Source organism: Aliikangiella litoralis (genome assembly GCF_052495765.1).
In genome coordinates this window covers 1,937,568-1,950,206 of sequence record NZ_CP199292.1, presented here as the reverse complement: position 1 = coordinate 1,950,206, position 12,639 = coordinate 1,937,568, and the positions used below count along the sequence as shown (strand labels likewise).

General features: G+C 38.0%; 10 protein-coding genes. 6 read left to right on the top strand and 4 right to left on the bottom strand.

Features of this window, described 5'->3' with window-relative positions:
* Positions 1-49 precede the first annotated feature (49 nt).
* On the bottom strand, positions 50-532 hold the full coding sequence (locus ACT5E3_RS08115; RefSeq protein ID WP_444997799.1) for a YajQ family cyclic di-GMP-binding protein: 483 nt from the start codon (positions 530-532) through the stop codon (positions 50-52).
* A gap of 348 nt (positions 533-880) precedes the next feature.
* Here ACT5E3_RS08115 and mgtE point away from each other — a divergent pair, with 348 nt between their 5' ends.
* Complete coding sequence (gene mgtE, locus ACT5E3_RS08110; protein ID WP_444997798.1) at positions 881-2,266, top strand: magnesium transporter; 1,386 nt, start codon at positions 881-883, stop codon at positions 2,264-2,266.
* A gap of 196 nt (positions 2,267-2,462) precedes the next feature.
* Here mgtE and ACT5E3_RS08105 read toward each other — a convergent pair whose 3' ends face one another.
* The 3 genes from ACT5E3_RS08105 to ACT5E3_RS08095 are packed head-to-tail and all read right to left on the bottom strand — an operon-like array spanning position 2,463 to position 3,857.
* Positions 2,463-2,627: a hypothetical protein gene (locus tag ACT5E3_RS08105; protein WP_444997797.1), complete on the bottom strand. Its 165-nt coding sequence runs from the start codon at positions 2,625-2,627 to the stop codon at positions 2,463-2,465.
* 42 nt (positions 2,628-2,669) lie between these two features.
* The gene (locus ACT5E3_RS08100; protein WP_444997796.1) at positions 2,670-3,272 is read right to left on the bottom strand and encodes a hypothetical protein; all 603 of its coding nucleotides are present in this window, start codon (positions 3,270-3,272) and stop codon (positions 2,670-2,672) included.
* Between the two features lie 3 nt (positions 3,273-3,275).
* A complete protein-coding gene (locus ACT5E3_RS08095; RefSeq protein WP_444997795.1) occupies positions 3,276-3,857 on the bottom strand; it encodes an AHH domain-containing protein in 582 nt (193 codons plus the stop codon).
* 231 nt (positions 3,858-4,088) lie between these two features.
* Between ACT5E3_RS08095 and ACT5E3_RS08090 the strand changes: the two genes are divergently transcribed.
* From ACT5E3_RS08090 to ACT5E3_RS08070, 5 genes are all read left to right on the top strand, one after another.
* Positions 4,089-4,250: a CBS domain-containing protein gene (locus ACT5E3_RS08090; protein ID WP_444997794.1), complete on the top strand. Its 162-nt coding sequence runs from the start codon at positions 4,089-4,091 to the stop codon at positions 4,248-4,250.
* Positions 4,247-4,552, top strand: a complete 306-nt coding sequence (locus ACT5E3_RS08085) for a magnesium transporter (RefSeq protein WP_444997793.1) — start codon at positions 4,247-4,249, stop codon at positions 4,550-4,552. Before ACT5E3_RS08090 ends, ACT5E3_RS08085 begins: the two co-directional genes overlap by 4 nt.
* Positions 4,553-5,268: 716 nt before the next feature.
* The gene (locus ACT5E3_RS08080) at positions 5,269-7,479 is read left to right on the top strand and encodes a M4 family metallopeptidase (protein ID WP_444997792.1); all 2,211 of its coding nucleotides are present in this window, start codon (positions 5,269-5,271) and stop codon (positions 7,477-7,479) included.
* Positions 7,480-7,594: 115 nt separating this feature from the next.
* Entirely contained in the window at positions 7,595-9,514 is a 1,920-nt protein-coding gene (locus ACT5E3_RS08075) for a M20/M25/M40 family metallo-hydrolase (protein ID WP_444997791.1), read from the top strand.
* A 704-nt stretch (positions 9,515-10,218) separates the two neighbouring features.
* Positions 10,219-12,420, top strand: a complete 2,202-nt coding sequence (locus tag ACT5E3_RS08070) for a M4 family metallopeptidase (RefSeq protein WP_444997790.1) — start codon at positions 10,219-10,221, stop codon at positions 12,418-12,420.
* Positions 12,421-12,639 lie beyond the last annotated feature (219 nt).

The window sequence follows — 12,639 nt, the reverse complement described above, 5'->3', positions numbered from 1 at the left end:
TTTCATACTTATCTTTTTCTAACCACTCTAAACATCCATACAAATCAAACTAGTCTCTGAAGTTGTTATACTGTAGAGGCCACTCAAGATCAGATTGTTTCAGCATCTGCATAACACTTTGCAGCTCATCACGCTTTTTACCTGTCACTCTTAATTTGTCACCTTGAATACTAGTTTGCACTTTGAATTTAGCTTCTTTAATTAATTTGACAATTTTTTTGGCCAAAGCTTGTTCAATACCTTCTCGAATCACAACATTTTGATGCACGATTTTGCCAGATGGTACAACATCACCAATATCCATTGATTGAGCATCAATATTACGTTTCACTAACTTAATTCGTAAAATATCGACTAACTGTTTAGCTTGAAATCCTGCATCAGCAGTAACTTTAACAACCTTATTATCTAATTCAAAATTAGAAGACGAGCCTTTTAAGTCAAAACGAGTAGATATTTCTCTATTCGCTTGATCAACAGCATTACTCAACTCATGAGTATCAATTTCAGAAACAATATCGAACGAAGGCATAGTTTTTGAATTCCTTTAAGATTATAAACAAGTCACAGTTGGCGCTGTTTTACCATAGTTTTGTGAAAGTCCGCAAGCGCCTTTCTTTACCAAGTATTTTATACAGTTCGAATAAATAAAACTTAAACCCTGCGCACTTACTGCAAACACCCACTATACTTTTCATACTGACTCAACTTTTACAACGGCTCTACTTATTGGTGGTATATTTTTTAATCATTCAAACTAAACAGCCATATAACTCAATAAAAATTGGACAGAATTTCAATAACTTGTGATAATTTCATCTGTCCCGAGTCTAACTTGGCAAGAAAATTCCTTCTTGCATTAAAATAAGCCAAAAGAACAATGCCAATACTGGAAAACTTCGAAAACGAATACAGTAGCGACCAACTACAACGCGTCAATGAAGCGTTGCAAAATGGTAAGTTTATGCAGGTTCGGACAATGCTCAACGAATTACCTGCGGCTGATGTTGCTCATTTTTTAGAATCAACACCTCCCAAAGAGCGAGATATTCTCTGGCGCTTAATCAATACCGAACGAGAGGGACAGGTTCTACAGTTTCTTGATGATGAGATACGTAATGAATACGCGGTAAAAATGGAGCCAGCCGAACTGGCAGCCGCCACTCGTGATCTCGAAATAGACGATCAAGCCGATATTTTAGGCGATTTACCCGATGAAATGGTACAAGAAGTACTGGCTTCGATGCGTGTTCAAGACAGGCATCGTATCGAACATGTCTTAAGTTACTCGGAAGATACCGCCGGTGGCTTAATGAACACCAATGCAGTAACCGTTAGGCCAGAAGTCACCATCGAAGTTGTTATGCGTTATATACGCATGAAAGGCGAGCTGAGCAAAACAACTGATTGTATCTATGTTGTCGATACGGATGACAAGTTTATTGGCTCTGTCAGTTTATCATCACTGCTCACCAGCCAACCAGAACAAACGATTGATGAAGTCCTTGATCATGAAATACAGCCGATCCCTATCTCATTACCAGATGATGAAGTTGCCAAATTATTTGAAAGACGCGATCTTATTTCAGCCCCAGTTGTCGATGAAAATGGCAAGCTAGTAGGACGCATTACCATTGACGATGTTGTTGACGTAATTATAGAAGATGCCGATCACTCACTTATGAGTATGGCTGGACTTGATGAAAACGATGACACATTTGCTCCTGTCTATACCAGTGCTAAAAGAAGAGCTGTGTGGCTAGGTATTAATTTAATCACTGTCATGGTTGCCGTATCTGTCATTGGTGTTTTTGAAGAAACAATAAAAATAGTTACCGCATTAGCCATTTTACAGCCGATAGTTCCAAGTATGGGCGGAATAGCAGGCACCCAAACACTGACGCTAGTTATCCGTGGACTAAGTGTCGGACACATTAGCAGTAATAACTTTCGTTGGCTTATGATGAAAGAACTGGGCGTTAGCGTTTTAAACGGTATTCTATGGGCTATTGTGGTCGGACTATGCGTCTACCTTTGGTTTAATTTTATTCAATATTCAGTTTATGCGCCTCAACTCAGCTTCATTATTGCAGGAGCGATGATCATCAACTTGATAGTTGGTGCAACAGTTGGTGCAATGCTACCAATGATTATGACAAAAATGAATATTGATCCCGCCTTGTCCGGCGGCGTCGTATTAACCACTGTAACCGACATGGTCGGCTTTTTCTCTTTTCTTGGATTAGCGACATTGTTTTTTATGTAAGCAATTGTCTAAATCGCTCTATTTGCCTGCATACTATTTGCTTTTTCTCTAACCATCGTTTGCTCTGTTTAACAGTGTACCTCAAGCTGCCCCACGGACAGTTCCCCCAGTAGAATTAGTAGAATTGCTCATTCCAAAATTACAGAAAAAAGGTCAACTGCATAACGATGTGTCTGTTCCTAGCCGTTTTGTTATGTTAGCAAGCGCGAAGCTTAAGGGAGTGTTCGATCTTGCCCCCCATTTTTGGCATAACTTCTGGTGATACAGCCCCACCTTGTAGTGAAGTCCTAACCAATCGTAAAGCATTAATAAGTTGATCTGCTGTTTGAATCATTGCTCGATTAATAAACGGTTTAACCACTTTACCTTTTCACTAACTCATTCTAAAAATTGATACCTCAAGTTAATTCGGTTTTGAGTGGGAGCTTTGTTCTTCGGGAAATATATTAGCTAAATCGTTAGTAATATATAAACCTTTAAGGTCTGCTTGCTCAATCGCTTCTTTAATATTTTCCTGACAATAAACCGTTTTATAACCGTTTTTTTTCATTCTAAATAATGGCCAATTTTTAACTTTTTCTTCATCAAACACTAAATGGTCAAAGTAATTCCACTCATTTTCTACGGATAATTCCTTATTAATGGCATCTACATTCTCCGCAACATGAAATGGAATAAAAAAGTAAGCTTCACCTTTTTCATAAGTCGCGGGTAAAAACTCACCATCATTTTTTATTAAAGGGTAAAGCACGTTATAAGATTTTTTATTTAAAAACAAGCGCCCTAAATGCAGATTTAAATCCGGTATTTGACATTTTTTGTCCTCAATAGGAAATGTAAATATCAAAGGTTCTTTAATCAGCTTTTTATAACTGTGCGGTACGCCGTTAAAATGAATTTCACTGTCAACCCCCTCGCCAAGGTTATCAAACACTCGACTAGTTTGCTCTTCATCAAAGCATAAAGTCTCATAATTATCAAAGTCATTAATTAATGTATAAAGCATTATTTATAATCCCGTTTTTGGCATAACTTCAGGCGGTACGGCTCCGCTTTGTAGAGCTGTTCTAGCTAACCGCAAAGTATTGATAAGTTGTTCTGTTGTTCGTGTTATATTACGATCAATAAATTGTCCTAACCATTGATAATATTTTTTATGATGAATACGACAGTGAGGCACTGCTTTGCGTAAATAGTTTGGCATGTATATCCTATACTGCCAATCTCTAGGCAACCAACATCCATTATGTGGATCATCAATTCTCAATTGAAGTGAGGCTAAAACTAAACGTAAACCCATCGCTTCTTTTCTTGAGCCAGAAATCAATGCATGACAATCACAATACGTTGAGGGACGAGGATCACCCGCTTTGATCATATGTCTGGCAAGACGGGATGAGTTATGCTTTTCTTTTTTTAGTTCATCTCTAGACATCTTAGCCGCTTTAAGTCTATATTTATCCAGATTATCGCATATTAACCCTCGGGTTGTGAATGCGGCAAAATCGGCTGCGGTTGGTTTGTCTATTTTAGAAAACTCAACTAGTAACTTTTCTATATGGGTATGTTCTAGTTTGATATGAGGGTACACGCTTGAATATCCTTATTGGCTGATTGAAATTGAAAAGGTAGTTTACTAGGTTCATTTTTCTGTTGTATGAATTTTGTCGCATTTATTATTGGTGACTAATGAACTTATCTAAGTTAATACTAGTGTGATAGTTTGTATAAATAGGGATTATGATAAGCAGAAGTAGATCTGCTCCCTATCTCACTATCAGATAATGAAGTTGCCAAATTATTTGAAAGACGCGACCTTATTTTGGCCCCAGTTGTAGATGAAAATGGCAAGCTAGTAGGACGCATTACCATTGACGATGTTGTTGACGTAATTATAGAAGATGCCGATCACTCACTTATGAGTATGGCTGGACTTGATGAAAACGATCACACATTAGCAGTAATAACTTTCGTTGGCTTATGATGAAAGAACTGGGCGTTAGCGTTTTAAACGGTATTCTATGCGCTATTGTGGTCGGACTATGCGTCTACCTTTGGTTTAATTTTATTCAATATTCAGTTTATGCGCCTCAACTCAGCTTCATTATTGCAGGAGCGATGATCATCAACTTGATAGTTGGTGCAACAGTTGGTGCAATGCTACCAATGATTATGACCAAAATGAATATTGATCCCGCCTTGTCCGGCGGCGGCGTATTAACCACTGTAACCGACATGGTCGGCTTTTTCTCTTTTCTTGGATTAGCGACATTGTTTTTTATGTAAGCATTTTTAGAAAGTAATTACATTTTAACATTCAAAATAAAAACAATTTCAATATCATTTTTCTTTGGATGGATTATAAATATAAAATTAATTTTCCCTAATAAATTCCACAAAAAAATATTAAGTCCTGATTATTTCAGCCTAATTTTTTTAATATTTTGGCCTAAAATATTAATATTACCTCAACCTGTTCATAATATTCTATCGAGCCAATCTTAATATTACTTCAACCTAATCTCTTTATTATTCTAAGCTAATCTTGATATTTGTTAGTCTTTTATTTTGAATAAAAAAGCTAAAAAAATATCATCAGAAAACCTTAGCAACACAACTGGTCTGATGTCATGCTTAATACAAATAAAAACAACTAGTTGCAAATAAAAGTATTTTTTATGTGTAATATTCACATAAAAACTTGTGACTGAATCGATCTTCTCAACTTGCATATCAAACCATATCTTAATAATATTTTGCTCGTATCTTAGATATTATCTTAATTAGCTTTCTAAGTGTTTTTCATATTGCATATGATAAGCATAATTACAAAAATATTTATGATTAATAATCTTAGATCGATAAAGTAATGACCTAATCATTTGTCATTTCTATTATCAGGATAATAAAAAATGGAGATTTTTTGCTGGATATCTTACAAAAATAACGGAAAATTTATCAATAAAAAAAACAAGCAAAAAAATGTGTTTTAGGAGAATACAATGAAATTAAAAACTCTATCAGTACTCGTCGCAGCATCGCTTTCAGCGATGACTTTTGGCGTTAGTGCAAACGATAGCTTGTCAATGACTGTTCACAATCAGACAAGTAATGGAACCCCATCTTTTGTCACTGGTAACTTAGGTTCCATGACACAAAAAACAGCAGCCGATACTCTAAAAAGTATTATTTCTTCACAAACAAGCTATGGTTTTACAGGCAAAGAAGACTTTCAAATACAGCGCCAATGGATTGATGAGCTCGGTAAATCACATACTCATTTCAATCAAACGATTAACGGTTTAAAAGTGTATGGTACGAGCATGATCTTACATGCCAATGTGACTAACAATGCTTTAACCAGTGCCAATACTGCTGGTGAAGTTTATGCATTAACAGGTACCTTAGCGGTTGATTCAAGCCCAGCTAATTCTGCTTCAATGCTAGCGAGTCATGACAATGGCAGTCAGGCAAAAGCCATAGCCCAAACAATAGGAAATGTTATTGGTTCACCTGAACTATCCTACATTTATGTTCCAGAAACAGGAGCAACAACACTGGCATGGCGTATGGAAGTATCTTGGGATAATGGCCCTGGTGATTTTGGACGTGATTTTATGTATTACGATGCCAGTTCTAACGAGCTAATCACAAGACACCCACAAGTTCACTCAGCAAAATCTTGGAAAACTTATACATTAAACGGCGGTAACTCACAATCAGCGCCAGGTCGATTATTGTGTACTAACAATCAAAGCTGTGGGGGTAACCAAGCGGCCCAACGAGCTCATGATGGTGCTTCTAAAGTTCATGATTATTTTATGCAAAAACATAATCGTGACAGCTTAGACGGTAATGGCATGACTATGATTTCTAGTGTTGATTTAGGTGAAGAAAATGCTTACTGGACAGGTTCTCAAATGCTTTATGGCCGTGCTGGGCAAAATGTTGATAATGATTTTACCAGCGACTTTGATGTTATCGCTCATGAATTTACCCATGGTGTCACAGGTAATACTGCAAAGTTAGTTTACAGAAATGAGTCAGGAGCATTGAATGAAGCCTGGTCTGATATTTTTGGCGTAACCGCTGAATCTTTCAAAAATGGGACAACCAGCTCATCTTGGTTATTAGGTGATGGGCTTTATAACCAGGCAGGAAAAGCTTTCCGTTATATGAACAACCCAACTAAAGATAACCGCTCAAAAGATTATTATCCTGAGCGTTATACCGGTACTCAAGATAACGGTGGTGTTCATATGAACTCAGGGATTGCTAACTTAGCTTATGTATTATTAGTTGATGGAGGCTCTCATCCACGCAATAAAACCAATGCTACGGTTCCACAAATTGGAATGGCTAAGGCAGAGAAAATTTTCTATCGTGCTTTAACTACTTACATGAACCAAAATACTCAATTCTCTGGTGCTCGTACGGCAACCGCTTCTGCTGCGCAAGATTTATACGGTGCAACTGAAAAGCATGCTGTTGAAACGGCCTGGTGTGCAGTTGGTGTTGGCTCTTGTCCGACTGGTCCCGATCCAGATCCCGATCCAGATCCAACTCCAGGTAATGAACTACAAAATGGTGTGGCTAAAACTGGTTTAAGTGCTAATGCGGGTAGCGAATTAAACTATACTTTTAAAGTTCCTACAGGCGCTTCAAACATTAACTTTGTAATGAGCGGTGGTAGTGGTGACGCTGACTTATATGTGAAGTTTGGTTCTAAACCAACTGATTCAAGCTATGATTGTCGTCCATACAAAAGTGGTAACGCTGAGTCTTGTACTGGTAGTCAAACCGGTGGCACTTACTATGTACGTTTAAAAGCTTATAGCACTTTCTCTAATGTAAGTATCAAAGCAAGTTACACTGGCGGTACTGATCCAGATCCTGATCCAACTAACCCACCGATTGATGAAACAGTGAATAATGTTTCAGTTGCCCAAGGTCAATGGACTCGTTACACCCAAGTTTTACCGGCTGGTTACTCAACCATGACGGTGACCATTTCTGGTGGAACGGGCGATGCAGATTTGTACGTGCGTAAAGGCGCTCAATCAACTCAATCTGCTTATGATTGTCGTCCATACAAAAATGGTAACAGTGAAAGTTGTAGCTTCAATAATCCGGGCGCAGACACTTGGTACATTGATATATATGGATACTCTGCCGCATCGGGTATTACATTAAATCTAAAAGCTAATCCATAAGAGATTGCCTTTCTAGAGGGACTTTCTGTCCCTCTTTAAATTTCTTTTGTTTTTACTCTTAAAAACTAACTAATTGACATAACTATTTCTTACCTACGGGTAGAGGTTTTCGACCATGAAAAAAAATATAATAGCTTTACTGGCATTTAGTGTTGTTGCCTTAATGCAATCCGCTTTTGCCGAATCAGACAGTTTAACCAGTGCTACAGAAAAAAAAGTGTGGGTCTCTATTGGGGCCGATGCCTATGAACTGATTAATCAAAAGCACTCATCAAAACTAAGCTTAGCCCGTGCTAATATTCACAATGCAAGTCATGGAAATGTTGCGGTGGTTCAAATACCAGAATCACAAATCAATGCACTCAGTGAATTCATGCACGATGAATTTAATCGTTGCGGAGGTTTTGTATTTCATGACACATTTAATGAAGCACAAACTTTTGCCATGATGCCAGCACAAATGCTTCCTTCTGTTGCCGTTAATTACACCATTGATAATTCGGCTGGCGTTAACGCTTTGCTCAATCAACTTTCAACCAGTAATTTAACCTCCACTGTTAACTCATTAAAAAGTTATCATAATCGTTATTACACCCAGCAATCTGGTGTCGATGCTGCCAACTGGATTAAAAATAAGTGGTCAAGTATTAGCAATGGCCGTTCTGATATTAGTGTTGAAACTTATAACCACACTTGGAATCAACCATCTGTAATTGCCACCATTACCGGCACAACAAATGCCTCTGAAGTAGTGGTCATTGGTGGGCATTTAGATTCTATCAATCAATCGAACCCATCTTCAGGTCGAGCTCCAGGTGCAGATGACAATGCGTCTGGCATTGCCGTTATTACAGAAACACTACGAGCCATTGTTGCTAGCGGCTTTAAACCCAAACGTACCATAAAACTGATGGGATATGCAGCAGAAGAAGTCGGCCTACGAGGTTCAAAAGCCATTGCACAAAGTATGAGTAGCAGTGTTATTGGTGCAGCTCAATTTGATATGACAGGTCGTAAGGGCCCACAAAGTGCCGACATTGTATTTATGTCTGATTATACAAATAACTCACAAACACAATTTATGAAACAGTTGATCGACACTTATTTACCAGGAATATCTCATGGAACGGATCAATGTGGTTATGCCTGTTCTGATCATGCCTCTTGGCACAACCAAGGAGTAGCCGCATCTTTTCCTGCTGAAGCCAAATTTAACGATTCAAACCAAGCAATTCACACCGCAAACGATACCTCTTATGATGTGAACCATTCGATCAAATTTGCCAAATTAGCAGCGGCTTATGTGGGCGAGTTAGCTAAAGGTGGCACTGGCACAACCCCCGATCCAGATCCCGATCCTGATCCAAACCCAGGTGGTAATGAACTCCAAAATGGTGTCGCTAAAACCGGTTTAAGTGCTAGTACAGGCAGCGATTTAAAATACACTTTCAAAGTACCTTCAGGTGCAACTAACATTAAGTTTGAAATGAGCGGTGGCAGTGGTGATGCAGATTTATATGTGAAGTTTGGTTCAGCCCCAACCGATTCAAGCTACGATTGTCGACCTTATAAAAGTGGCAATACAGAGTCTTGCACCGGTAGCCAAACTGGCGGCACCTATTACATTCGCCTAAAAGCTTATAGTGCTTTTTCTAGTTTAAGTATTAAAGCCAGTTATACAGGCAATACAACTCCTGATCCAGACCCAGATCCCAATCCAGGCAACGATCCAATTAATGAAACCATCAATAATGTTTCAGTATCACAGGGACAATGGAGCCGCTATACTCAGGTTTTACCTGCAGGCTACTCAACGATGGAAATTAAAATTTCAGGCGGTAGTGGTGATGCAGATTTGTATGTCCGTAAAGGTGCTCAATCAACTCAATCTGCTTATGATTGCCGCCCTTACAAAAATGGTAATAACGAAACTTGTAACTTTAATAACCCAGACGCTGATACCTGGTATATTGATATTTATGGTTATTCATCTGCTTCAGGAATTACATTAAATTTAAAAGCAACACCTAAATAATTGTATCTTTTTAGAGGGGAAATTAATCCCCTCTTTTACTTTTATTAGTTCCCTAAAAAAAGTAATGCCAATATAAACTTAATAACAACAAACTTAAATTATCAAAATTAAGTTGAGGCTAAACAAATTTTTTTACTCATTTTTTACTACAATAATCTCATAAAAAAATAAAAACACTTTGTTAAATAACTTAATTAATTTTATTACCTCGTAACAATTTCATCATCAAAAAAAAATTTATTATTTATAACTCAAACTAAATATTTGTTTGCGAATTAAGGCTCAATATATTACCCCAAAAGATATTAAAAATGCGCTGGTCAGATGACTGTATGCAACGCTACGAGAATAAAACTTATTGCAGGTGCAACCAAATTCAATATGTAATATTCACGCAAAAATTTGTGACACAAGCCCGTTATCAATTTGCATTTTAAACAGTACCTCAATAATATTCCGTTTGTATCTAAGATATTATCTAAACAAAGAGATTAAAAGTTTTTTATTTGGATTTGCTTAACAAGCCAATTAAAAACTTTTGTTATTAATAACCTTAGATTGATATAGCAATGAGCAAGTTAACTTGTCACTAATATATCAGGGTAATTTAAAAAATGGACTTTTATGCAGTGTATCTTACAAACATGATGGAAAACTTATCAATAATAAAATACCAAGTAAACAATGTATTTTAGGAGAACACCATGAAATTAAAAACACTGTCTGTGCTAATCGCAGCATCGCTATCAGCGATGACTTTTAGTGCAAGTGCAAACGATAACTTTTCAATTAATATTGAAAACCAATCAGCGAATGGCGCACCGACTTTTGCTACTGGCAACCTCGGTTCCATGACACAAAAAACAGCCGCTAACGCACTAAAAAATATTCTTGCTTCACAATCGGCTTACGGTTTTACTGGTCAAGAAGACTTTCAAGTAAAACGCCAATGGATTGATGAGCTCGGTAAATCACACACTCATTTCAACCAAACCATTAACGATTTAAAAGTGTATGGTACCAGCATGATTTTACATGCTAATGTCACTAACAGCTCACTCACTAGTGCAAACACTTCTGGTGAAGTTTATGCATTAACAGGGACTTTAGCAGTTGATTCAAGCCCAGCTAATTCCGCTTCAATGTTAGCAAGCCATGACAATGGTAGTCAGGCTAAAGCAGTAGCTCAATCATTCGGTAAAGCATTAAATGCACCAGAGCTAGCTTACCTTTATACTCCAGAAAGCAATTCAACCCATTTAGTTTGGCGTATTGAAGTATCTTGGGACAATGGCCCAGGTGATTTCGGTCGTGACTTTATGTACTTTGATGCGAGCACTGCTGAATTAATCGAAAGACACCCACAAGTTCACTCGGCAAAATCTTGGAAAACCTACACTTTAAATGGTGGTTCATCTAACCAAGCACCTGGTCGACTATTGTGTACTAACAACCAAAGTTGTGGTGGTAATGCAGCAGCTCAACGTGCCCATAATGGAGCTTCTAAAGTCCATGACTATTTCATGCAAAAACATAACCGTGATAGCTTAAACGGCAACGGTATGACTATGATTTCTAGTGTCGACCTAGGCGAATCCAATGCTTACTGGACTGGAAGTCAGATGTTGTACGGTCGAGCTGGTGGGGGATTTGATAATGATTTCACTAGTGACTTTGATGTCATAGGCCATGAGTTCACTCACGGTTTAACTCAGTACACAGCAGCCCTAGTTTATCGTAACGAATCAGGTGCTTTGAATGAAGCTTGGTCTGATATTTTCGGAGTTAGTTCTGAATCTTTTAAAAATGGTACCACTTCTTCTAGTTGGTTGTTAGGTGATGGATTATATAATCAATCAGGTAAAGCATTACGCTATATGAACAATCCGACGAAAGATAACCGTTCAAAAGACTATTACCCTGAGCGTTATCAAGGTAGTCAAGATAATGGCGGTGTTCACTGGAACTCAGGGATTGCTAACTTAGCTTATGTATTACTAGTTGATGGTGGTAAACATCCACGTAACAAAACCAATGCACAGGTTCCTTCAATTGGTATGGCGAAAGCTGAGAAAATTTTCTACCGTGCTTTAACCACTTACATGAACCAGAATACTCAATTCTCTGGGGCTCGTACTGCAACGGCTTCTGCTGCGCAAGATTTATATGGTGCAACGGAAAAACATGCAGTTGAAACAGCTTGGTGTGCAGTGGGTGTGGGTTCTTGTCCGACTGGTCCAGATCCCGATCCAGATCCAACTCCAGGTGGCGAACTACAAAATGGTGTAGCTAAAACCGGTTTAAGTGCTAGCACAGGACAAGCATTAAACTACACATTCAAAGTACCAGCTGGCGCTTCAAACATCAGCTTTGTGATGAGTGGTGGTAGTGGTGATGCTGACTTATATGTGAAGTTTGGCTCTGCTCCAACTGATTCAAGTTATGATTGTCGTCCATACAAAAATGGAAACTCAGAATCTTGTACTGGTAGCCAAACCGGTGGCACTTACTATGTGCGTTTAAAAGCTTACAGTGCCTTCTCTGGTGTAAGCATTAAAGCAAGCTACAATGGTGGAACTGACCCAGATCCTGATCCAAACACACCAATTGATGAAACAGTGAATAACGTTTCAGTTGCTCAAGGTCAATGGACTCGTTATACCCAAGTTTTACCAGCGGGTTACTCAACCATGACAGTAAGCATTTCAGGTGGAACAGGCGATGCAGATTTATATGTCCGTAAAGGCGCTCAGTCAACTCAATCTGCTTATGATTGTCGTCCATATAAAAACGGAAATAATGAAACTTGCAGCTTTAACAACCCAGGCGCTGATACTTGGTACATTGACATTTATGGATACTCTGCCGCATCGGGTGTTACATTAAACTTAAAAGCAAATCCTTAAGTTATCGATCGACATTTATCTAAAAAAGGAGCTTCGGCTCCTTTTTTTAGCTCAATAAAAATAAGAATAGTTATGATTCTTTTTATTATACAAACAACCCACTTCACAAACTCTATCACATTATTATCAACACATTATCTCATTAATAGTTTTTATCGAATTTAATGATGCTAAAAAAATAAAATTCTTTTCAAAAACAAAGCAAAAACCAACTGGTCG

Excerpts from the sequence above, each read along its gene's own strand:
- ACT5E3_RS08115 (WP_444997799.1), bottom strand. The coding sequence starts at position 532 with ATGCCTTCGTTCGATATTGTTTCTGAAATTGATACTCATGAGTTGAGT.
- mgtE (WP_444997798.1), top strand. The coding sequence starts at position 881 with ATGCCAATACTGGAAAACTTCGAAAACGAATACAGTAGCGACCAACTA.
- ACT5E3_RS08100 (WP_444997796.1), bottom strand. The coding sequence starts at position 3,272 with ATGCTTTATACATTAATTAATGACTTTGATAATTATGAGACTTTATGC.
- ACT5E3_RS08085 (WP_444997793.1), top strand. The coding sequence starts at position 4,247 with ATGATGAAAGAACTGGGCGTTAGCGTTTTAAACGGTATTCTATGCGCT.
- ACT5E3_RS08080 (WP_444997792.1), top strand. The coding sequence starts at position 5,269 with ATGAAATTAAAAACTCTATCAGTACTCGTCGCAGCATCGCTTTCAGCG.
- ACT5E3_RS08075 (WP_444997791.1), top strand. The coding sequence starts at position 7,595 with ATGAAAAAAAATATAATAGCTTTACTGGCATTTAGTGTTGTTGCCTTA.
- ACT5E3_RS08070 (WP_444997790.1), top strand. The coding sequence starts at position 10,219 with ATGAAATTAAAAACACTGTCTGTGCTAATCGCAGCATCGCTATCAGCG.